Below are 22034 nucleotides of genomic sequence, written 5' to 3'. Positions count from 1 at the left end.
ACTTGATCTCTGAAATGACAATTTTCAGTACAATACCCGCTATTTGCTGTTATACGTTGTGTGTGCCCAGCATGGGCATCTTTTATTTACGGAAAGGTAAATAATTAATCTAGAGGGTGCAAGTCCCTTATGTACAGGAGTAACGTCTTGAAGCATTAGTAAGTCGCAAGGGTGAAAACCGTGAGGTTCTATCTGAAGGAAGCGGAACTACAAAACTCGGTACTGACGAACAGAAATCGTATACAGAGGCATATTTACTTGGGTAAGCAAGCACATCATTGTAACGCCCAACGAACACCAAAAGGGTAAATATGTAGATACGGCAGTGATTGAGAGAAAGAAGATGTCATTACCTGGGGAGGTCTCCAAAACTACGAGTTGGTTATTTGGAGAAGTCAGCAGAGGTCATAGTACCTACGGGAAACGAGTTGAGGCAATACCTCAGATGGTCTCACAAGTAGGGAAGGACAGAACATTAAATTACGTTGGAATTCGATTAGGATGCCTAGCTAGCCTAGTTTTAAACCAACAGGAGTACACGAATTATTAAACCTATGATTGAAAACGTATTATCAGCAACAAACCTTTTTAAAGCAACACGACAAGTGGAGCGCAATAAAGGCGCGAGCGGTGTAGATGGTATGAAAACAACGGAGCTTTCCGCTTATATATTAGAAAACCGTTCGACTATACTATCGACTATTCGCACAAACAGCTATAATCCAAATTCAATATTAGGAGTAACCATTCCAAAAGGACAGGGTAAAACCCGACTATTAGGAATACCAACTGTAGTCGATAGGTGGCTTCAAAAAGCGGTAAGTCAACAATTAATGGTTCATTTTGAATATGATTTTGAACCCGTTAGTTACGGTTTCCGTCCACAAAAGAACATCCAAAAAGCAGTATTACAAGCTCAAACGTATATCAATTCTGGTTATCAAGATATTGTAGATATTGATTTAGAAGGATTCTTTGACCAAGTAGACCACTGTATCTTACTGCAACTTATTTACCACAAGGTAAAATGTCCGACCACTTTGCGATTAATCCGAAAATGGCTTAGAGTTCCCATATTAATAGATGGAAAACTCCAAAAGCGCAGAAAAGGCATCCCGCAAGGCAGTCCAATTAGTCCCTTATTATCTAATATTATGTTAGATGTTTTGGACAAAGAAATGAAAAGCATGGGCTTGCGTTATGTTCGCTACGCTGATGATTTTAGCGTTTACGCCAAAAGCAAAAGCGAGGCTAAACAAATAGGAAATAGACTGTTTGTCTTCTTAAAAGATAAACTTAAATTACCTATAAACAAAGCCAAAAGTGGCATCCGCAGACCTGTAAACTTTGAGTTACTCGGGCATGGTTTTGTACCCATCTATAAAAAGGGTGTAAAAGGACAATATGTACTAGTGGTAGCCAATAAAAGTTGGGCAAAGTTTAAACGTAACCTAAAAAGTATAACCAAGAAAACCAAACCCATGTCGTTGTTAGAACGACTCGAACGACTTAATCAAGTCTGCCGAGGCTGGATGAACAATTACCGCTTAACCAACATCTATGCAAAAAGTAAAAAGCTAGATGAGTGGCTAAGAAATCGGTTGCGCTATTGTATTTGGCACGATTGGAAGAAACTAGAACGGAAACGTAAAAACCTAATTCAATTAGGTATAGAAATCGGACAAGCCTATGCTTGGAGTAGAACAAGAATGGGAGGCTGGGCAGTTGCTCAAAGTCCTATTCTAAAGACTACTATTACAGTCTCTAGACTTAAACGAAAAGGGTATAAACCTTTGTTAGATTACATTAATAATACGCAAACTTCAATTTGGTGAACCGCCGTATACGAGACCCGTACGTACGGTGGTGTGAGAGGCGCAGTGACGACTTTTAAGTCGTCACCCGTCTACTCAATTAGCTTTAGTTTTTGCTCTAATCATAATCTATTTTTTTGGTTTAAAGTCAGATTATATGTTTCTTTTATTCCATATTTTTTTGATGGGTACCGCAATATCTTTTTATATTTTTTTTACAAAACACTATTCAGTTAGTGAAATATCTTTATTGCATATACTAAAAACTGTAATCCAAAACCCAATATTATTAATACCATTGCTTTGTTGGCTTTTTTACTCGTTTCTTGGTTTTTTAAAGTTAATTCATTAATCATGTCATTAAATTCATTTTTTAAAATCCTTATAGATGAGTTAACTAAATTAACAGGTTTAGAATCTCCTGCAAATGGAATTTTACGTTCTATTTTAAATGCGATTTTTAGTCTGTCGAAATATTTATCTTTTAACTTAAATAATAAATAAACACCTATCATGTCAAGAATCAGTCCAATAGCCGAAATTGAGTCAAATATTTTGTCTTTATTATCTATTATAAATTCTTTAACGTGGTGCATTTTAAATTAAAGCTAACGTTTATGTATATGATTAGTGGCGTGTTTAAGTACCTAATTTAGCAAATAAACACCAGATAGAAAATCCGAGAGGATTTTCTTAATTAACCTAAAACTAGCCATTAATTATAGCATCCATGAAAAAGCAGTAAGTCAAGTATCTTTATAATTCACAAAAACTTAAAAGATATGAACACTCAAATTACTGCCCAACCAAAGTTATACATTGGTATTGACATTCACAAACGTAGTTGGAAAATTCACTGTGCTACGGATTTATTTTCAGGAAAGTCCTTTACCATGCCACCAAAGCCAGAGTTATTAAAAACGTATGTCACTACCCATTTTAAGGGTCATGAAGTTTCAACAGCTTACGAAGCAGGCTGCTGTGGTTATTACGCCCATCGCAATTTTGAAGGATATGGCTGGCGCTCACTGGTTGTAAATCCAGCAGATATCCATCGCAAGGGAAAAGAACGCTTTACCAAGACCGATAAGATCGATGCCCAATTAATAGCCAGAGAACTAAAGGATGGCAGATTGGAGAGTATTACTATTCCAGAAGTAGAGCGTGAGCAACTACGTAGTCTTTTTAGAAGACGCAACGACTTGGTCAAGGATTTTAGACGGGTGAAGAGTTACATAAAAATGCAGTTATTGTATTTTGGCGTAAGCATTCCAGAGGCCTTTGATAATGATCATTGGAGTCATAAATTTAGAGATTGGCTAGACGCCTTGACTTTTAGTCATCCCACAGCTCGAGAGACTTTGGATAGCAGGATGCGAAACTTCAGATTTATAGATAAGGAATTACGCGATGTGTCTACCAAACTTCGGGCTTATTGTCGCAAGCATTATAAAAAGGACTATTATCTTTTACGCAGTATTCCAGGAATAGGAGGTATTGTCGCTTGTGGTATCATCTGCGAGTTGGGAGATTTGCGCCGCTTTAATAGCATAAAACGTTTGGCGGGCTATGTAGGTCTAGCACCAGGAATTCACCAAAGTGGAGACAACCAAAGGCACACAGGCATTACCATGCGAGCACACCGATTAATGCGGAGTTATTTTATAGAAGCCTCATGGCAAGCCATACGTACAGATCCTGTGATGCAAGCCTATTATAGAAAACACGTAGGGAAGAACGCAAAGAGCATCATAGTGAAAATAGCACGTAAATTATTGAGTAGAACCTTAGCGGTCATAAAAACAGAAACACCCTACACCATAGGTGTTATAGAATAATATAAATCAATAACCAAGCTCACAAAGAAGTAGCAAAACCTGTATCACAGAACACCGTAGGTGAACCAGATTAATAGGTATCACACATTTATAGCAAGTGGCCAGGTTTATTATAACTTATAATCATACAGATGCTGGTGACCATCAAGTTTTACAATGGATCACATATAGGATGCGGAGCAAGTTATTTAAAGGCGATTGAAATATTGATAATCCTATCGGAATTATCAACATTCCAACACCACAGAATCATCATTATGAGATAATTAAAAAAATAAATATTAACTTTGAAGAACTAGGCTAGTGCTTTTCATAGGACACGGTGTTGCCAGTAGTGCTTTATTCCGCTTTTCGCTTTTCATCATTCATTTTAGATGGATTTTGCCTTGTGTCAAAAACATCATTTATTATTACTTGATTATCTATTAGTCTGTAAATCAATTTGTAGTTTCCGCTCACTAAATACCTATGATTTTTCTTAAGTATTGTGAGGCTTGATTCAATTGGGCCAGAATTCGGATTATTTTTAAGCTGTTTTGAAGATTTAAGGATTTGTCTTCTAATTTTATGAGCAACCTTTTTATTAGCTTTAGTAGAATAATAGTCAAAAATGTCCTTTAAATTTCTGATAGCAAAATCAGTCCAAACTATTTTCATTCCTACCAATTTGCAGATATTTTCTCTAAATCTTCTTGACTTTTAAAGTTTCCGTTTTTTAAATCCAATTCAGACTTCTCAATTCTATTGATTAACTCCTCAACAGTAAATGGTTTTAAGCCTGGATTATGTTCAACTTCTTTCTTTAGGATATAATTTTCTAGTTTATCAAAAAATATTTCGTCCTTAATTTGAGCCAAATAGGTTATTAAATTGAGTTTTCTAGTTTGTAAATCCATAATTCGAGTATTTAATCAAAAATACAATTTTTAACTTAATTATTTGATTGAAAACGGTTTTTTTGCATTACTGGCAACGTCTCGGCTATGGTTAGTACGGGAATTAAAAGTAATTAATTTCCGATTAAGCAATTAGCCAAAACTTTTTATTTTGTTTTATCTTTTTTGTTCTAAAGCCAAATCAAAAGATTTGGCGGACTTTATAAAAATACACCAAACTTTGGGTTAAGCGCCAAAACCCGTATTAACTATAGCCATTGTGTGTGCCCAGCATGGGCATCTTTAAATTTACCGAAAGGTAAATAATTAATCTAGAGGGTGCAAGTCCCTTATGGGCAGGGGTACGGCCTTGAACCATTAGTAAGCTGCAAGGTTGCTAGTTGCGAAACTAGGACTAAAGGAAGCAGGACTACAAAGCTCGGTACTGACGAACAGAAACCGTATACGAGGCATTTATGCACGGGTAAGCAAGCACATCATTGTAACGCCCAAAAGATTACCAAAAGTGTATTTATGTAGATACGGCAGCGATTGAGTGAAAGAAGATGCCATTACCTGGGGAGGTCTCTATAACCACGAGTTGGTAAAGTAGAGAAGTCAGCAGAAGTCATAGTAACCGACCGCCTGATAGGTTGGTGAAGGACAGAACGATAATGGTCTTTAATAAACTCAGGAGTTGTTTTACGTTACGGATAGCTTTCCAGTAAAATAATAGCCTTTGATTAAGCGAGACAGCAAATCAATTTAGTATTAATGATTAAACAATTAACAAGTAAAAAGAATCTAAACTATGCCTATGAGCGGGTATATCGTAACAAGGGTTCAGCAGGCATAGACAGAGTTCATATCACTGAACTCAAATCTATATTGCAAACCCAAGGTAACCGATATATCTGGCAAATAGAAAGAGAGATGTATCAGGTGTCTCCAATATTGGGCGTTGAAATACCAAAAAGCAACGGGAAGAAACGATTACTCGGTATTCCCACGGTTGTTGACAGGGTGTTTCAACAAGCATTACATCAAGTTTTGCAACCTATATTCGAGCCAGACTTTCAACAGCATAGTTATGGATTCAGACCACAGCGCAACGCCCATCAGGCAATTGCACAGAGCCTAGAAAATATCAATTCAGGCTCTAAGGATATAGTAGATATAGATTTAAAGAGTTTCTTTGATGAAGTAGAACACTATATTCTTTTAGAATTGATTTACAAAAAGGTAAAATGTAAACCGACGATGAAGCTACTGCGCTGTTTTCTTAAAGCCCCGATACTAATCAATGGTAAATTACACAAACGGAAAAAAGGTGTTCCACAAGGTTCGCCTTTAAGTCCATTGCTCTCTAATATCCTGCTCAATGAGTTGGATAAAGAATTAGAGCAACGAGGACATCGCTATGTAAGATACGCTGATGACTTCAGTATTTATGTTAAGAGTAAAATGTCTGCAAAACGAGTAGGTAACAGTATCTACAAGTTCCTGAAAGACAAACTTCAACTGCCAATAAACAGGGAGAAAAGTGGTATACGTAAGCCTTTAAGTTTCCAAGTATTAGGGTTTGGTTTTGTACCGACCTACAAGAAAGGAGAAAAAGGTAAATATCAACTGGTGGTAAAACCGTCCAAATGGAAGGAATTCAAAGCAAAGCTTAAATACCTTACCAAAAAGACGATACCCGCAAGTTTTGAAGAACGTATCGACCGTATCAATCTGCTAATACGTGGTTGGATAAATTACTTTAGACCGGCATCCATTCAAGCGAAACTTAAAAAGCTGGAAGAGTGGTTAAGAAACCGATTACGGTATTGCATATGGCATCATTGGAAGAAACCAGAACGAAAACGGAAAAACCTGATTCGTCTAGGAATTGACCAAGACCATGCCTATGCGTGGAGTCGTACAAGAATGGGAGGATGGGCAGTCGCTCAAAGTCCTATACTACGGACTACCATTACCATAAAACGTTTAAAGAGGAAAGGTTATGTTAGTTTAATTGAATACTACAAACGATAAGTTTCATTATCGAACCGCCGTATACGAGACCCGTACGTACGGTGGTGTGAGAGGCGCACTCTCCTTTAGTCAGGAGAGCCGTCTACTCGATGTGTGCTGTGAGGTGTCTATTGACACCGTAACTAAAATTAAGATGGAAGTAGACCTTCCGATTAGGGCTTTTAGGAGCACTAATCAAACCACTTTTATGATGTGCCAGCGGTAACAACGGTGCATGAAGCGATAGAAGAAAAGGCTGTTTAAAACAGTCAGGTGTGAATAAGAGAGATGAGCGAAAGCGAACCATCCGATGAAGTGACGAAAAGGCAAGTTGTTGTCAAAACCTAAGGACTATCGAGGTTTTAGGGATAAGTATAGCGGCAACCTAATTACTGGCTATACGGCAACCGTCATAAAGGAGGCATGACTTTTATTTAGGCTTTATTTTGGAACACAGGAAACCTAAACAAAGTATGAAAGGGAAAAACCAAGCAGGAAGTACCTGTAAGGCGATTACCAATATTTGTTTAGGTGGCGGATGAATCCGTATTAGTGTTGAAGCCTCTGTAATGGAAGTGGAGCAAAGGGATTCAATTATGTAGTTTAGAATTAAAAACAACTTAAAAAGTAAGGATGATTTTTAAGGAACAAACAAAGTCAGTACCCATTACAAAGATGATGGTATGGGATGCGTATAAACTGGTAAAAAGGAACAAAGGAAGTGCTGGAGTGGATTTACGGACCTTGGAGGAATTTGAAAAAGTTCGTTCTAAAGAATTGTATAAAATCTGGAATCGGTTATCTTCTGGGAGTTACTTTTCATCAAATGTTAAACGTGTAGATATTCCAAAAGACGGCGGTAAAACACGTCCATTAGGAATCCCAACGGTTGGCGACCGAATCGCACAGCAGGTTATCAAAACGTATATCGAACCGCGCTTGGATGCTGAATTTATGGACAACTCTTATGGTTATAGACCAAACAAGAGTGCGCACCAAGCTGTAAAAGAAGTGCAGAAAAACGCACGAAAATACAGTTGGGTAATAGATTTAGATATTCAAGAATTTTTTGAGAATGTCAACCACGAATTACTCTTTAAAGCGCTACAAGTTCATGTTCCTGAAACATGGGTGCAAATGTATATTAAGAGATGGTTAGAAGCACCTATCCAACTTGAAGATGGTACATTAATACACTCAAAAGGAAAAGGAACTCCGCAGGGAGGAGTAATTAGTCCATTGCTATCCAATTTGTTTTTACATTATTGTATAGATAAATGGCTTGCAAGTCATTTTCCTGAAATACAAATGGTTCGTTATGCTGATGATATGATTATTCATTGCAGCACACAACGGGAAGCAAAGTATTTGCTTGATAAAGTAACCGAACGTTTTAAGCAATGTGGGCTCCGTGTTCATCCGCAAAAGACGAAAATAGTGTACTGCAAGAAACAGGGAAGAAATCTAAAAGGATTACCAGTGCAGTTTGATTTTCTAGGTTTTAGTTTCCGTCCTATTATGATTAAACTAAGAAAGGGAGGATTCTTTTTACAATATGATTGTAAGATGAGCCGAAAATCTAAGAAGCGAATTCTAAAAGATTTAAGGGAATTGAACATTCATAACAAAACTCAATCTAATTTACAAGACCTAGCATTTATGCTAAACCCTAAAATTAGGGGTTGGATAAATTATTATGGGAAAATAAAGCGTAACGCTCTTAAACCTGTTTTTTACTATCTCCATCATCGCATTATTAAATGGATTTTGAACAAGTATAAACGCTTCAAAAGAAGTCGGGTTTTAGCCGTAAAATGGTTAAGACGTATTACTAAAGATTATCCAAATATGTTTTATCATTGGGCGTTGGGTTATCAGTTAACCTAACTATTGACTACATAATAAGAGCCGTATGAATTGAGAGGTTCACGTACGGTTCTGTGAGAAGTTAGGGGTGAAAATCCCCTGGCTTACTCGACTGTGGGCAGGTTTTGACCCATTACGCAAATAGTTGGCAAAAAACCAGTGGCCATTGTCCAAAAACCCGATTTTTTATATTGCAGATAAACAACGGCCAAAAAAATAAAGCGCCCAGATTGGAGTTTCGGCAGTTGGCAGATGGAAAAAGGCCACTGGTAAAAAACGGAAATTCAGTTACCGAACCCCGAAAAAGGGAAACGGCCAAAAAAATATCCGCAACCTTGCTCATCCGCCAGGGAACGACATTAACAAACAGGCAGGAACGTTAGCTGGAATTTTCGTTTTTGTGCGCCAAAAAAATTGGGTTTTTACGCCCGGGCTTGGCGGAAATTGAATTCCAAAATGCTAAAAACGAGCCGGGTTTTCTCTTTAAAGAACTTGCCCACAACGTTAGTATAACTATCGTAGCATCCCGTAGGGTGCTATGACTAGTTATACTAACGTTGGCAACAATTAAAAACATCTTAACTAAAAAATGGAAAATATTTGGATTATTGCAATAGTACTATTTTTAATAATCATATTTCTTTATTGGAGAATTTCTAAGAATTATTTCAAAAATGAAGTTTTTAGCAAAGGGACATGGAAAAATTGGGGAACGAGATTATTTTATTGGCAAGGAGCAATTTTCGTCAGTATCGGAGTTACAACTCTAATATTTTTTCTCTTAAAGTGGACGAATGTTTTGACTTTTTAGAAGTCTAAAAAACAAGGAAAAAAAACAAGAACGTTAGTCAGAATTAGAAAAAACCGAATAATTGCGAGAAAATAGACCTTATAAAAATATTGTTGATTTAAAATTGGAAATGAAAAACGTTCTGAAAGATTTCCAAGCAATAGATAACAATATGATTGCGATTGGAATGGATTATAAGCATTATTTAGATTCTAGTTTTAATGACAAAAAAATCTATGAATTTAGAGATAACATACTTTATCGTTTAAGAGCAACCAGACTGCATATAAATATTCTTGTGAACCTTCTAAATTCACTCGACCAAGAATTAACCGATATTTATTCTAAAGAAAATGGGCAAATTAGTATGCAAATCTATTTTGAGAATAGAAAATCGGATATTTCATCTTTATTTGATAGTGTAATATTTCATATTGTTTCTGCATTTGACTACGTAAGTAATTTAGTAGGTTTCTTGTGTATTAAAAATCAGAAGAAAATTAAATGGACTCAATTCGCTAAATCTGTTCGAGACCAAAAGAATGAATTATCTCAAACTAACTTTAGTGAACTAATTGACAATTTAGATAGAACATTTATTGGAAGACTTTATGACCATAGGTCTTATTTAATTCACATCGGAAATGATAACGGAAAATCATCACTCTTAATAGAATTAATGAAAGGAAAAGTTGAAACGAAAATTATAGTTTCTTCGACATTCAATAAAAATTTTAGTGAATTAAGAGAACTTGGAAAGGATAATGATTTATCAATCTCTTTTATTTTATTCTGGCTTTTAAACAAAACAACAGAATCAATCATTGACATTCAGTTCGGATTGAAAGAATATATGGAGAAAAATAAAAAGAACGAAATCCCATTTATGTTTATGAAAGGGCCTAACAATGAAGTTTTGCCAGTTTCAACAAACTATTGGAGTCGAAAAAAATAACTGTTGCCAATAACTAAGAATTCGGCTCGCCGATAGGCCAGAGCTGAATTCTGTGTTGACGAATCCGGTTGATTTGCCGTGCTATGGGTAAAACGATGCGTTTATAGAAGGTTGATTGGAGATTGCGATGCGATTGATGCGATCAAAGCGTATAGAGATCACTTTTTTTTACATTCTTGGTGGGTTTTTAGTAGTTTTTAACTTAAAATTTCTGTTTTTTATCAATTCATTCTAAAGTTAAGGCATAGCAAAGCCAGGCCGCTTTTGCAGAATGATTTTTAGTTACTCATATTCAATTTTTTGTCTTTTAGTAAAACGCGCCAATTTTCGGGTGGTCCACGTTCATTAAACAATAAAATGGTATGTAGTCTTCCCTTTTTACAAACAGGACATTGGCGGTGCAAAACGGGGTTGTCTGTTTTAATACATTCTATTTTTACTGTAGCCAGTTCAGCTTGTAGTTTTGGTAGTTTCTCCTTTTTCCAAGGGCTGCTTAAAATGCCATAATGCCGTATGCGGGTAAATCCTTTGGGTAAAATATGCATGGCAAAGCGCCTAATAAACTCCGCACTTGATACTGTTAAATTGGTTTTCTTACCAGCACGACGGTAATCCTTGGCAGTAAAAGTGACCTTCTTATTTTTACAATCCACATCCCTAATCCGATGGTTGCTAATCGCTATTTTGTGGGTATATCTACCCAAGTATTCTATCACATATTTTGGACTTCTAAAAGGTTGTTTGGCATAAACCACCCATTTTTTACCGAACAGATCATTGTATGTTTTCTGAGGAATTTTTAAGTCATTCTTTCTGAGTTCTGCTATATATTTTGCTCGAAACACTTGGCTCATGGATTTTACATTGAACAAGTAGTTACCATTGTTCTTTGCCTTTTTCCATCTTCCAGATTGACTCAAACCACCCCCTGGCACAATGCAGTGCAAGTGCGGGTGCAAACTCATATTCTGACCCCAAGTATGCAGCACTGCAATCATCCCCATGCTTCCACCCAAGTGTTTGGGATTGTTGCCAAATTGCTGTAAAGTCTGCCATGCTGCCCTAAACAAACTACCGTACACTATTTTTCCGTGGCTCAAAGCATAACTGTTAAACTCACTTGGAATGGTAAACACCAAATGAAAATAAGGAACATTTAAAAGTTCGCCTTCTCGTGCCCGAATCCACTCTTCACGTTTATGTCCTTGGCAGGTTGGGCAATGTCTGTTCCTGCAACTGTTGTAACTGATGTGCAATGCGTGGCAACAATCGCATTTATCAATATGACCGCCCATCGCTTTGGTGCGGCACCTCCTGATGGCCTGCAAAGCTCGGTAATGCCAAGAGGTCAAGCTCAAGTTGCTGAGCTGTAGCTGTTCCATCTCTAAAATGTCAGCGACCGTATGTCGGGAACGCATTAATCGTAGAGTTTGTCCAGTGGAGAAAATTTCGAACCACTGGGTAGATTGGCCACATGCAGATAGGTTAAAGTCATTTCAATATGCGCATGTCCCAAAAGTTCTTTTAAACTCACTAGGTTTACACCGTATTCCAACAAATGTGTGGCAAAGGTGTGGGCGGTTATCTTTTTGGAACTGCCTATTTTACTACGGCTTTCTTTAATTACCCAGCGGATGCCATTGGTGGTAAGCCCTTGAGGCTTTCCTTGTTTGGTGACCTGACTGTTAAAAAGATAGATTTGAGGATTTTCAGTTTTGATGTACGTATTCAGCCCTCTGATTAAGAACTTGCTTAAAGGTACATAACGATCAATCTTCCCTTTTTTCTTGGGAATAAATACGGTTTTCCGATCAAAATCGATGTCTGACAGTTTTAAGTCACACAACTCGTAGCTACGAAGTCCGCAGCCGTAAAGCATGCCAATAATTAAACGGTGTTTTAGATGCTTGGGCGCTTTTAAAAGACGTTTCACTTCATCTTGGCTCAAAACTATCGGCAGTTTTAAGTCGCGTTTAATTTGAGGTAACGCCACACGTTTACCCGCCATACCCATAACCTTATAGGCGGCTCTAAGACCGAAAATGGTGTGTTTAAAGAAACTTTCAGAAGGCGTTTTGTGAAGTTTTTGGCAGTAATAAAGGTAAGATTCAATGCTTTCTACAGAGAGTGTTTCGGGACTCTGCTTATAATGCAAAGCAAGGTGAGCCAAACACCTGAGGTAATTGTTTAAGGTGCTTTTGGCTTTGCCATTAATGGAAAAACTTTGCTCCAACTTGTCTTGAAGGGTACTGAAACCTGCAACTTCATCAAAAGCGCGTTCAGCAATGGTTTTACTTTTTTTTAAACATAATATTCATTTTAAAATTTAGATACAAATTAATAAATCTATTATATTTACAAAAGAACTCCCCTTCGAAGACTCGGAGATGGGCTTCCGACCGGTAGGGAGGATTCGTTCAACACCGTATAAAATTAATTGCTAGTTCTAGCCCAATGTCATTAAGTTAAGGTGTTAATTAGTTGATTCACAGTAGTTTAAATTTGTTTTTTTGTAAATTTATTCGTATATTTAATTGGTAATCAACCAATTATAAAGATGAAAAAAAACTACTATTTTAATTTTTAAGAAATTAAAAGCAGAATTATTCAATGACACATTAAAAACTGAATTTAGAATTTCAGAAAAGGACTTTACACGTAAACGAAAACAAGAATTTTCTACTATCTTACTACTTATGTTGAATATGCTACGTAAAAGTTTATCCCTTGAATTAGAAAATTTTTTAAGTTTTTTAAAAATAAGTCCAACCCAAAAGTTTACCAAAAGTGCTTTTGTACAAGCGCGAAAGAAAATAAGCCCTATAGTATTTAAACATCTTTCACATACTTTAATAGAAGAGTTTTATACAGATAATGAGTGCGCTATTAAAACTTGGAAAGGATTTAGACTGTTGGCAGTAGATGGTTCTCGGGTTACTTTACCACTAACAAAAGAACTAAAGTCATATTTTGGGGAAACAAAAAACCATACCACAACGAGTATCGTACAAGCAAGATGTTCTGTTTTATATGATCTGGAAAACAATTATGTTATAGATGGTGAACTAGCGCCAGTAAGTCAAGGCGAACGCGCTATGGCACTCTCACATTTAACCCATTGTAAGCAAGGTGATTTAATACTCTACGATAGAGGATATCCATCATATGATTTTATCAAATATCACATTACCAATAATTTGGATTATGTAATACGTGTGCAGATAGGCTTTAGCAAACTTATTATCAATTTTGAAAAAAGCAAAAAAAAGTCTCAAATAGTAACCATAAGTCCTGGTATATACATAAAACAATCAGATAAAGGTTTAGATAAATCAAAACCTATCAAAGTAAGGCTTATCAGAGTAGAACTACCAAAAGGGCAGGTTGAAATATTAATGACCTCTTTGTACGATATTAAAAGTTATCCCAACAGCATATTTAAATCACTTTATTACAAACGATGGAATGTAGAAACATTTTATGACGAGTTAAAAAACAAACTGAAAGTAGAACATTTTTCTGGATACTCTAAACAAAGTATTCTACAAGATTTTTACGCAGCTCTATTTATTAGTAACATACAAAGACTAATTGTCAGTGAGTTAGAAGATGAAATAGCAGAAAAGAATAAACAAAGAAGATTAGATTACAAAATTAACAAAAACCTCTCCTATGGTTTTTTAAAAAATAGAGTTGTAGAATTATTTTTTACCGAAAGCTCAATAGAAGAACCGCTGAATGAACTCAAACAGCTATTTATGGAAAACATGGTTCCTATAAGACCTAATCGGTCATTTAAAAGAGATTTGGCTAAATATAGAACTAGAACCAAACCAAAAATAACTAAAAATCAGAAAGATAGCATTTGAAAAACCTTAACTTAATGACATTGGGTTCTCGCCTATTTACGAAAGCCCTCACGGACTTTCTATCTGTGATTTATTTACTAACTTTAGTGCTTAAATCACGCAACTTTGTTCCTGGCAATTTCTTTGGTCAATGTTTTACGGAACCTCAGTAGTGAACGATCGCCCTCTATCTCAATATCCGGAATGTGTATCCCCACTAAATTTGATGCCGCCAATTGCTCAGCTATTTTTCGACTATCTCTTGCGTCTTCCTTTTGTTTACGCTCTTTATCTGTCGTTGGTATGTCTGCTGGGTTGACCACAATATTGTAAATACCTAATTTGGTTAATTCACGATGCGCTTTAAAGCCACTAAAACTAGCCTCATAAGCCGAGTAATAATTACCCCCAGGAAAGTGTTTATGTAAATATTTTGATAAAATAACAGCTTCTGGGTCCTGTGAGAAAGACTTATAAAAGGTATCGCCTACTCGTATGGTAGCTTTCCAATTCTTTAAATGCGTATCCAATCCAATATAAATATTTTGTCCGCTATAATCTAACTTTGTAAATGCCTTTTCCATAATTGTCCTATCTTTAGTTCTTTAAAATAGAAAGATAAATACTAAACTTCGTATTGACTACTACAAACATAAGGGCTATTCTTATACAAAAACGTTACCAAACATTATAAAAACTTAAATGATGGGTTTTCATTTTATTTAGTTTTATTTGGGGTCAAATTGATTCAATAAAAAGATGCTCTCATGGTGTCACTTTCCTGTTTCTGTAACTGATAGCTAGAAAATCCTATGATCTGTAATCATTTATAGTAAATTACTACCAATTTGAAAGTAAGATTTAGTCTCAAGGCCAACATCACGTTTAAAGATTTTTTAAATACTTTCATAGAATTTTTTTTATAAGCAAATAATAATTAATCAAATTTGTTGTGTAAATTACATTTATAAAGTTAAATGAATAAAACCTATCAAAAAGTTTTAAGGTATGAACCCCTTATACACATCCTTTTCTGGAGTATAATTCTTATATATCCTAGAATGCTATCCCTAACAATGGGATTTGAGTATAAAGATAGTATTTGGCACGATATAGCTGAGCTTATTTTTAATATGATACCAGCATATATACTATATCTGTGGTTTTTTAAAATTAAACAAAAATGGTATCATTTTATTCTCCTTTCCTTATTGGTGGTATTCAATATAGTTCTTTACATGTATATAGATAACTTTTTTCATCCAGAAAATGGTTTTTCCTTAGATAAAAGGACTATCATTAAGAATGCAACTCGATTTATTAGTGATGGAGTATTTGGACTGGTATTTTTTGCGTTATTTTCTATAAAACAGTTGTATAAAAAACAGCAAGAGATTAACGAAATATCAGGTAAGGAACAAAAGGCTCAATTGAGATTGCTAAAAGGGCAAATTAATCCGCACTTTTTATTTAATACATTAAATACCATTTATGCTAGTGCTTTAGATAAAGAAGAGAAAACACCTGAGTTGATTTTAAAGCTAGCTGATAATTTTAGATATGTTTTAAACGAAGGACAAAAAAATAAAGTTCCTTTAGAAAAAGAAGTACGTCATTTAAAAGACTATATCAATCTTCAGCAAGAGCGATTGTCTAATAAAGTAAATGTAAATTGGAAAGAAAGTATAGACAATTATGATCAATTAATACCACCTCTTTTACTTATTTCTTTTGTTGAGAATGCCTTCAAATATTCAAGCATGATGACCGGGATAAATCATAATTTAAATATAAAAATAAGGCTTTTAAAGAATGATTTTATATTTAATTGTGAAAATCCTTATGTAGAAAATACTGATAAAGAAATAGATTCGGATTGGGTAGAAAGCGGAATTGGTATTAAGAATACAAAAAAACGGTTGGAATTACTATTTCCAAAAAGCCATCAATTAATAATTGATCATTCAAATAATAAATTTAAGATAGATTTACATATTAAATTATGATTAAATGTATTGTTTTAGAAGATGAGAAACCGGCACAGCGGGTTTTGCAAAAATATATAGAAAAAACACCGTTTCTTTCATCTAAAGGTGTGTATGAAAGTGGGCTGCATATTCCATTGTCATCACTTCAAAATACAGATTTATTATTCTTAGACATTCAATTACCAGAATTAAGTGGACTTGCATTTTTGAAAACACTTAAAAACCCTCCCAAGGTAATTATAACCACCGCATATCCTAATTACGCAATAGAGGCCTTTGAAGAAGCTGTTACTGACTATTTAGTCAAACCTTTTTCGTACGAACGCTTCTTTAAAGCAGTAGATAGAATCAGAAATCAAGCAGCCCTAGAAAGAAATGAATCAAAAAAGAATGTGTTTGTCTACACCGATAAAACATTCTTTAATATTCAAATTGAAGATATATTGTTCATAAAAGGCGAAGCCGATTATATTAATATTGCTACAAATAAAAGAGAATATCTCATCTTGGACTCATTAAGAAACTGGAATGAGAAATTAAAAGGGTTTAATTTTTTACAACCACATAGATCATACATTGTCAATATAAATAAGATCAAAAAAGTATATGGCAATCTTATTTATTTAAGTGACGAATTAAAAATCCCTATTGGCAAAACGCTCAAAGCATATGTCCTAGATTCCTTAAAAGAATAACTAAATTTTACTTTCATAGATTAACAATACACTTTCATAGATTAAAATTTAGTTACTGCCCATATAGTTTCATTTTTGAAATATAAAATGATAGTAAAATCGTTCTACAACAGAATAAGGTGAAATTAAATGCATTAACGAAAACAGAAAACATGAAAACAACGAAATTATTAATATTGATATGTGTTTTATCTCTTAACACAGTCTATGCTCAAGAAAGTATTGCAAATGATAATACAGCAAAGGCATATGAAATGCCCAGAACTCAGGTCATCCAGGTCAGTAATTCTGAAACAGATACACTAAATACACTTTACATAAAACTACCGAAAGGATATGAAAAAAACACAGATTTAGAATACCCTGTAATCTATTTTACTTTTCCGAAAGAACATATCGAGATATTATCTGCAGTCTCTGAAATTCTGATAGAAGACGTTATTATAGTTGGGCTTACCTGGTCAAAAGGAATAAACTTTGGGAATTTGGACAGTTATGTGAACTTTCTTAGTAACGATGCCTTTAAGATGGTAGAAAGCAACTACCGGGCTGATGCTAACAGACGTACCTATTTTGGATATTCCGCTGGTGCTTTAGTTGGTGCTTACATATTAACCAAACACCCCAATACCTTTAAAAATTTCATTCTTGGTAGTCCAGCTCTTGGAGTTGATCATGAAGTTATACAGAAAATTTATGAAATTGAGTCTACTACAGCTGAAGAGCGAAAAAAACTGAACGCAAATGTTTTTATTTCATATGGCATATTGGAGGGGGAAGATATCCCTCATTTCGAAAAATTTATTACCATGCTTAAAAGCATAAACGATGAGAGTTTAACCTTACAAAATATTGTGGTTGAAGGTAACCATCAAACAGCAATGCCTATGACTGCAATCCGGAGTATGTATTGGTTAGCCAGCTTGCTTAAAGAAGGGGAGTAATGGTGAAAGCTATTTATTTTTAGCAAATACAACGAAGTAGGAATGTTATCAAACATTTTTAAATTCAATGTTGCCAACACTTAAGAAAATTTAAACAAATGAAAAAAGCATATTTTATTTTGATGCTTGCATTGATGCAATTTTTAAATGCCTGCAATACAAAAAAACAGAATACAACAGCTGGTGATTTACCAACTATAGTAAGCCCATATTTTGGACAAAAATCACCAGGCTCGATTCCTGAAATTTTTGATCCCCGTATTATTTCGACAGCGCACAGTGAACTAGACACCCCTTTTTCACCCGATATAGAAGAAATTTATTTCCGCAGATCTGATGAGGAATTAAAAAATCATTCGTTGATTGCCTTTCAATATAAAGATAATCTATGGACCGAGTCTTTTGTGGTACCCAAAGACGAGATTTCTCCTGACGGTAAGATTATGCACATAGGAAACGAGTATAGAGAGCGAACCAGTTCTGGTTGGTCAGAGGTGAAAAGCCTTGGCGAACCGTTTGATTCTATTCCCATTATGCGCCTTACGACTTCATTTAAAGGGACTTACTATTTTGATTCGTCACCCTTTTATGATAAGTCATCTGCAGTAGGAACTATTCGTTATTCACGATTAATAGACGGCATACGTGAAAAACCGAGAACATTTGACATTGATATTGGAACAAGGAAATTCCACCCATTCGTAGCTCCGGATGAATCCTATTTGATCTGGGATGCCCGAGAAGGAGAAGGCGGATATGGTAATAATGATATGTATATTAGTTTTCGTCATGAAGATGGTTCATGGGGCGCTGCAATTAATTTAGGGAATAAGATAAATACAGAACTCCCAGATGGTTATGGCAGTGTGACATCAGATGGGAAATACTTTTTCTTTACACGGTTTCATGCCAATGGCAAGAAACTAATGTGGGTAGATGCTGGGTTTATTGAAGCACTCAGGCTCAAATAGTAAATCGAATAATGACTATACAAACGTTTGGTAACACCGTATAATTTATTGCTGGCTTTTTACTTACTTGCGAAAATCCTCGCGGATTTTCTTGGTCGGTAATTATTTACTAAATTAGTTACCAAACCACGCAACAAACCATACACGGACACGTTGCCAACCATTTTAAAACTCACTCTGCTAAAAACTCAATCTGAACTGAATTTATTCAAATATTTTTCTTAACTTTGTATCCAAGTAGATACAATATTTATGTTCTTTATTGAGAAAACAAATGAATTTGACAAATGGCTAAGAAAGCTAAAAGACTTTAAAGCAAAGGCGAAAATTTTGTTCAGAATTCAAAAATTAGAAACTGACGAACATTTTGGCGATTGTAAAACAGTTGGCGACGGAATTCGGGAAATGCGAATAAATTTTGCGAAAGGCTACAGAGTTTACTTTAAAGAAAAAGACGGAAAAGTAATTGTATTGCTTATTGGTGGAGATAAATCTACTCAGCAAAAAGACATTGCAAAAGCGAAAGAAATTTGGAAAAAATTAAATAAATAGAAAATGGGAACTTCAAGATTTGAAATAGCAGATTATTTAGACAGCAAAGAAATGATTGCGGAATATCTCAATACTGTTTTGGAAGAGGGAAATAATGCGGATATAATTAATGCAATCGGACATATTGCGAAAGCAATCGGAATGACAAAAATTGCGGAGGAAACCGGATTAAGCAGACCGAGTTTATACAAAGCATTATCTGATGGAGCGAAACCTCAATTTGCGACAATTATGAAAGTATTAAAAGCAATCGGAGGACAAATTCAAGTGAATCCAATGTCAGCTTGAAAAAATAACGCACCACAACACAGTGTCCTATAAAAAATTGCTGGTGTTGTGCTAAATCAAAGGTCGTTGCACGTTTGCTACGTCTGATTTTCCTTCGGAAAATCCTCGCACACAAACCCGCAACTTTCCATATACAAGACCGTCAGACTGCGCAAAAACTTCCTCATAAAAAATACTAATAAAACCTATATAATACGTATCTTAAAGTACTGATAACCAACATCTATTTTTATGGATTTTATAAATGGTTTCGATAGAAACCAATTACTAATGATGGATTTTGAATCTGTCGTTATATGGTTAAGAATCAAATTTAACAATCTTATTGTGGGAAATAGTAATATTTTTAGCAAAATATTAAACCCCAACAACTTGGCTGTTTATTTTATTTATAATATGGATTAATTTTTGGTTACAATTTTGAACTTTTCTTTTAAGAGTGCTTTTCATTAAAAAACTTGTTTGATTTTAAATTATTCTTATCGGCTATAAGCTTAGATTTAAGAAATTGCATATCCTCACTTACTTTTCTTTCTATGACCTTGGCATATATTTGTGTAGTTGCTATTCTGGTGTGCCCTAATAGTTTTGATACAGTTTCAATAGGAACACCATTGGTTAATGTAACCGTTGTCGCAAATGTATGTCGTGCCATATGGAAGGTAAGGTTCTTTTTTATGCCACAAGCATCAGCAATTTCCTTTAAATACAAATTCAATTTTGCATTTGAAATTACTGGAAACAAAGTTTCTGAAATACATGTCATAGGGTGATTACTATATTTATTAATAAGTTCTTGGGCGGCATCTAGTATAGGCACTTTTACTGGCGTATTGGTTTTTTGCCGTTTAGTCATGATCCAATTTAACCCATCGATACCAATCATAATATTAGATTCGGTTAAAGCTATGATATCAGCATAACTAATCCCCGTATAACAACTAAACACAAATAAATCTCTTACTCTTTCTAATCGTTCGATTGGAAACTTATACGTTTCTAAATTTGAAAGTTCATTAGCAGAAAGAAACTCCCTTTCTCTTTTTTCAAAAGTTGGTTTCCAACGAATGAAAGGATCTTTTTCTATCCATTCCAAATGAAATGCCAGAGTTACCATTTTACGGAAGCGTTGAATATGTTTCATAACCGTATTATGGCTCATGGCATTTTGATGTCCTTTTGGCCAATAAGTGTGCAAAAAGTGTTCAAAATCGCAAATAAACCTGTAGTCCAATTGATTAAGATAAATATCTGAAGTTTTAATGATTTTATTTAGAAATCTTTTAATGTACTTTTCTGTAACGGAAAAGTTTCTAATAGTTCCTAATGCTAGAGTACTTTCAGCTTTTTTGGTATGGTAATCTATAATATTTTGAAGGGTCTTTACATTTTCACCCTCTCCAACATAATTCGCCTTTATTAACTTGGCGGTTACTAATTTATTCTTAAATATTAAATCTTGATAGCATTGAAAAATTTGCGAGTGAACTTGGTCTAAATACAAATTGATTTGTCTAGCTTCAAAGGTATTACCAATAGCTTTTTTCTTTTTAGCATCCCAAATTTCGAGAGGCACTTTTCTTTTTGTGCTAATGTTTACTCGTCTACTATTTACTGTTACTCTAACATAGATTAGAGCATAGTTAAAGATTGCCTTTTTTTGGTCTACCCAAAAAAGGATGGAGAATGTGTTTGTTGTACGCATAGTTGTCGTCTTTAAATTGTTAAACATTTTTAGACGAAAGTCAAATCAACTATATATTATTCGTTAGAAATTTTCAAAGTGTCAGTTGCACTTTCACTTCAAAAATTAACTGACGGATAGCTACCATTTTAAACCAATTGCTATATAATCCAATATACTCATAAAAACCTAAAAACCATGTAATTAATAAAAATTACATGGTTTTGATACTAAATAACTTTAGCTTTAGTGACCGCGAAGGGATTCGAACCCCCAACCCTCAGAGCCGAAATCTGATATTCTATCCAGTTGAACTACGCAGCCATTTCAGTATTCAGTATTCAGTATTCAAAATTAATTTTTGGCGTGTATCGTACTATTAAACACCAAAATAAATATTATGTTAATTTAGATCTTACAATATTAGAGATGGTTTTTCCGTCTGCTCGTCCTGCAAGCTCCTGACTAACTATTCCCATAACCTTACCCATATCTTTCATGCCTTCTGCACCAACTTGTTCTATGATCTTAACAACTACTTTTTCGATTGCTTCATCACTTAAAGCTTCTGGCAAAAATTGACTGATAACTTCTGCTTCAGCTAATTCAGGCGCAGCTAAATCTTCTCGTCCTTGTTCTAAGTAAATGGCAGCACTATCCTTGCGTTGCTTGACTTGTTTTTGAAGTATTTTAAGCTCCTGTTCTTCTGATAATTCTTCCTTTGCACCACTTTCAGTTTGCGCCAATAAAATAGCCGATTTCACAGCTCTTAAAGCGGTTAGAGCCACTTGATCCTTAGCTTTCATAGCTGTTTTAAGCGCCGTCATTATATCTGCTTGTAAACTCATAGTTTCTGAAAAATTAACTTGATGCGAAGATAAAAAAAAGATAGTCGCCTTTACCTAATTAA

At 34.9% G+C, this 22034-nt stretch carries 20 protein-coding genes and 1 tRNA gene; 12 read left to right on the top strand and 9 right to left on the bottom strand.

What is annotated here, in order from left to right; genetic code table 11:
• Nucleotides 1–554: 554 nt before the first annotated feature.
• Complete coding sequence (gene ltrA, locus FAF07_RS11420) at nucleotides 555–1835, top strand: group II intron reverse transcriptase/maturase (protein ID WP_142783376.1); 1281 nt, start codon at nucleotides 555–557, stop codon at nucleotides 1833–1835.
• A gap of 212 nt (nucleotides 1836–2047) precedes the next feature.
• On the opposite strand, the gene FAF07_RS11415 is transcribed toward ltrA (FAF07_RS11420), so the two are convergent.
• On the bottom strand, nucleotides 2048–2410 hold the full coding sequence (locus FAF07_RS11415) for a hypothetical protein (RefSeq protein ID WP_142785227.1): 363 nt from the start codon (nucleotides 2408–2410) through the stop codon (nucleotides 2048–2050).
• 186 nt (nucleotides 2411–2596) lie between these two features.
• Between FAF07_RS11415 and FAF07_RS11410 the strand changes: the two genes are divergently transcribed.
• Complete coding sequence (locus FAF07_RS11410; protein ID WP_142785226.1) at nucleotides 2597–3652, top strand: IS110 family RNA-guided transposase; 1056 nt, start codon at nucleotides 2597–2599, stop codon at nucleotides 3650–3652.
• 339 nt (nucleotides 3653–3991) lie between these two features.
• Here the strand turns inward: FAF07_RS11410 and FAF07_RS11405 are convergent, their stop codons facing one another.
• Complete coding sequence (locus FAF07_RS11405) at nucleotides 3992–4309, bottom strand: type II toxin-antitoxin system RelE/ParE family toxin (RefSeq protein ID WP_142785225.1); 318 nt, start codon at nucleotides 4307–4309, stop codon at nucleotides 3992–3994.
• A gap of 2 nt (nucleotides 4310–4311) precedes the next feature.
• On the bottom strand, nucleotides 4312–4548 hold the full coding sequence (locus FAF07_RS11400) for a hypothetical protein (RefSeq protein ID WP_142785224.1): 237 nt from the start codon (nucleotides 4546–4548) through the stop codon (nucleotides 4312–4314).
• Nucleotides 4549–5301: 753 nt separating this feature from the next.
• Between FAF07_RS11400 and ltrA (FAF07_RS11395) the strand changes: the two genes are divergently transcribed.
• The 3 genes from ltrA (FAF07_RS11395) (at nucleotide 5302) to FAF07_RS11380 (ending at nucleotide 10154) form a co-directional block, all read left to right on the top strand.
• Nucleotides 5302–6564: a group II intron reverse transcriptase/maturase gene (ltrA, locus tag FAF07_RS11395; protein WP_142785223.1), complete on the top strand. Its 1263-nt coding sequence runs from the start codon at nucleotides 5302–5304 to the stop codon at nucleotides 6562–6564.
• A 612-nt stretch (nucleotides 6565–7176) separates the two neighbouring features.
• On the top strand, nucleotides 7177–8430 hold the full coding sequence (ltrA, locus tag FAF07_RS11390; RefSeq protein WP_142785222.1) for a group II intron reverse transcriptase/maturase: 1254 nt from the start codon (nucleotides 7177–7179) through the stop codon (nucleotides 8428–8430).
• Nucleotides 8431–9329: 899 nt separating this feature from the next.
• A complete protein-coding gene (locus FAF07_RS11380; protein WP_142785220.1) occupies nucleotides 9330–10154 on the top strand; it encodes a hypothetical protein in 825 nt (274 codons plus the stop codon).
• 278 nt (nucleotides 10155–10432) lie between these two features.
• Here FAF07_RS11380 and FAF07_RS11375 read toward each other — a convergent pair whose 3' ends face one another.
• Both FAF07_RS11375 and FAF07_RS11370 read right to left on the bottom strand, forming a co-directional pair.
• Nucleotides 10433–11572: an IS91 family transposase gene (locus tag FAF07_RS11375; RefSeq protein ID WP_142785219.1), complete on the bottom strand. Its 1140-nt coding sequence runs from the start codon at nucleotides 11570–11572 to the stop codon at nucleotides 10433–10435.
• Entirely contained in the window at nucleotides 11572–12324 is a 753-nt protein-coding gene (locus tag FAF07_RS11370; RefSeq protein WP_246067692.1) for a tyrosine-type recombinase/integrase, read from the bottom strand. Before FAF07_RS11370 ends, FAF07_RS11375 begins: the two co-directional genes overlap by 1 nt.
• 403 nt (nucleotides 12325–12727) lie before the next feature.
• Between FAF07_RS11370 and FAF07_RS11365 the strand changes: the two genes are divergently transcribed.
• Nucleotides 12728–14023 carry an IS4 family transposase gene (locus tag FAF07_RS11365; RefSeq protein ID WP_142783871.1) on the top strand — a complete coding sequence of 432 codons (1296 nt, stop codon included), beginning with the start codon at nucleotides 12728–12730 and terminating at the stop codon, nucleotides 14021–14023.
• Nucleotides 14024–14118: 95 nt separating this feature from the next.
• Here FAF07_RS11365 and FAF07_RS11360 read toward each other — a convergent pair whose 3' ends face one another.
• On the bottom strand, nucleotides 14119–14586 hold the full coding sequence (locus tag FAF07_RS11360) for an IS110 family transposase (protein ID WP_142785217.1): 468 nt from the start codon (nucleotides 14584–14586) through the stop codon (nucleotides 14119–14121).
• A gap of 477 nt (nucleotides 14587–15063) precedes the next feature.
• On the opposite strand from FAF07_RS11360, the gene FAF07_RS11355 reads away from it, so the two are divergent.
• From FAF07_RS11355 to FAF07_RS11330, 6 genes are all read left to right on the top strand, one after another.
• Nucleotides 15064–16008 carry a sensor histidine kinase gene (locus FAF07_RS11355; protein WP_185956427.1) on the top strand — a complete coding sequence of 315 codons (945 nt, stop codon included), beginning with the start codon at nucleotides 15064–15066 and terminating at the stop codon, nucleotides 16006–16008.
• Complete coding sequence (locus FAF07_RS11350) at nucleotides 16005–16685, top strand: LytR/AlgR family response regulator transcription factor (protein WP_142785215.1); 681 nt, start codon at nucleotides 16005–16007, stop codon at nucleotides 16683–16685. The genes FAF07_RS11355 and FAF07_RS11350 overlap by 4 nt, the downstream gene beginning before the upstream one ends.
• Nucleotides 16686–16837: 152 nt before the next feature.
• Nucleotides 16838–17629 (top strand): alpha/beta hydrolase, encoded by a 792-nt coding sequence (locus FAF07_RS11345; RefSeq protein ID WP_142785214.1) that lies wholly within the window; start codon nucleotides 16838–16840, stop codon nucleotides 17627–17629.
• 98 nt (nucleotides 17630–17727) lie between these two features.
• Nucleotides 17728–18600 carry a TolB-like translocation protein gene (locus FAF07_RS11340; RefSeq protein WP_142785213.1) on the top strand — a complete coding sequence of 291 codons (873 nt, stop codon included), beginning with the start codon at nucleotides 17728–17730 and terminating at the stop codon, nucleotides 18598–18600.
• 252 nt (nucleotides 18601–18852) lie between these two features.
• Nucleotides 18853–19152 (top strand): type II toxin-antitoxin system RelE/ParE family toxin, encoded by a 300-nt coding sequence (locus tag FAF07_RS11335; protein ID WP_142785212.1) that lies wholly within the window; start codon nucleotides 18853–18855, stop codon nucleotides 19150–19152.
• 3 nt (nucleotides 19153–19155) lie between these two features.
• On the top strand, nucleotides 19156–19440 hold the full coding sequence (locus FAF07_RS11330; RefSeq protein ID WP_142785211.1) for an addiction module antidote protein: 285 nt from the start codon (nucleotides 19156–19158) through the stop codon (nucleotides 19438–19440).
• Nucleotides 19441–19873: 433 nt separating this feature from the next.
• Here FAF07_RS11330 and FAF07_RS11325 read toward each other — a convergent pair whose 3' ends face one another.
• From FAF07_RS11325 to FAF07_RS11315, 3 genes are all read right to left on the bottom strand, one after another.
• Complete coding sequence (locus FAF07_RS11325) at nucleotides 19874–21145, bottom strand: site-specific integrase (protein WP_142785210.1); 1272 nt, start codon at nucleotides 21143–21145, stop codon at nucleotides 19874–19876.
• A 229-nt stretch (nucleotides 21146–21374) separates the two neighbouring features.
• Nucleotides 21375–21448, bottom strand: a tRNA-Arg gene (locus FAF07_RS11320).
• 74 nt (nucleotides 21449–21522) lie between these two features.
• A complete protein-coding gene (locus tag FAF07_RS11315; RefSeq protein WP_142785209.1) occupies nucleotides 21523–21972 on the bottom strand; it encodes a GatB/YqeY domain-containing protein in 450 nt (149 codons plus the stop codon).
• Between the last annotated feature and the right edge of the window lie 62 nt (nucleotides 21973–22034).

The organism is Changchengzhania lutea, from assembly GCF_006974145.1.
Classification (GTDB): domain Bacteria; phylum Bacteroidota; class Bacteroidia; order Flavobacteriales; family Flavobacteriaceae; genus Changchengzhania; species Changchengzhania lutea.
This window is presented reverse-complemented; position numbering and strand designations above follow the sequence as displayed.

Bases quoted from the DNA above. Each gene is read 5' to 3' on its own strand.
- ltrA (WP_142783376.1), top strand. From the start codon at position 555: ATGATTGAAAACGTATTATCAGCAACAAACCTTTTTAAAGCAACACGA.
- FAF07_RS11415 (WP_142785227.1), bottom strand. From the start codon at position 2,410: ATGCACCACGTTAAAGAATTTATAATAGATAATAAAGACAAAATATTT.
- FAF07_RS11410 (WP_142785226.1), top strand. From the start codon at position 2,597: ATGAACACTCAAATTACTGCCCAACCAAAGTTATACATTGGTATTGAC.
- FAF07_RS11405 (WP_142785225.1), bottom strand. From the start codon at position 4,309: ATGAAAATAGTTTGGACTGATTTTGCTATCAGAAATTTAAAGGACATT.
- FAF07_RS11400 (WP_142785224.1), bottom strand. From the start codon at position 4,548: ATGGATTTACAAACTAGAAAACTCAATTTAATAACCTATTTGGCTCAA.
- ltrA (WP_142785223.1), top strand. From the start codon at position 5,302: ATGATTAAACAATTAACAAGTAAAAAGAATCTAAACTATGCCTATGAG.
- ltrA (WP_142785222.1), top strand. From the start codon at position 7,177: ATGATTTTTAAGGAACAAACAAAGTCAGTACCCATTACAAAGATGATG.
- FAF07_RS11380 (WP_142785220.1), top strand. From the start codon at position 9,330: ATGAAAAACGTTCTGAAAGATTTCCAAGCAATAGATAACAATATGATT.
- FAF07_RS11375 (WP_142785219.1), bottom strand. From the start codon at position 11,572: ATGCGTTCCCGACATACGGTCGCTGACATTTTAGAGATGGAACAGCTA.
- FAF07_RS11360 (WP_142785217.1), bottom strand. From the start codon at position 14,586: ATGGAAAAGGCATTTACAAAGTTAGATTATAGCGGACAAAATATTTAT.
- FAF07_RS11355 (WP_185956427.1), top strand. From the start codon at position 15,064: ATGCTATCCCTAACAATGGGATTTGAGTATAAAGATAGTATTTGGCAC.
- FAF07_RS11350 (WP_142785215.1), top strand. From the start codon at position 16,005: ATGATTAAATGTATTGTTTTAGAAGATGAGAAACCGGCACAGCGGGTT.
- FAF07_RS11345 (WP_142785214.1), top strand. From the start codon at position 16,838: ATGAAAACAACGAAATTATTAATATTGATATGTGTTTTATCTCTTAAC.
- FAF07_RS11340 (WP_142785213.1), top strand. From the start codon at position 17,728: ATGAAAAAAGCATATTTTATTTTGATGCTTGCATTGATGCAATTTTTA.
- FAF07_RS11335 (WP_142785212.1), top strand. From the start codon at position 18,853: ATGTTCTTTATTGAGAAAACAAATGAATTTGACAAATGGCTAAGAAAG.
- FAF07_RS11330 (WP_142785211.1), top strand. From the start codon at position 19,156: ATGGGAACTTCAAGATTTGAAATAGCAGATTATTTAGACAGCAAAGAA.
- FAF07_RS11325 (WP_142785210.1), bottom strand. From the start codon at position 21,145: ATGCGTACAACAAACACATTCTCCATCCTTTTTTGGGTAGACCAAAAA.
- FAF07_RS11315 (WP_142785209.1), bottom strand. From the start codon at position 21,972: ATGAGTTTACAAGCAGATATAATGACGGCGCTTAAAACAGCTATGAAA.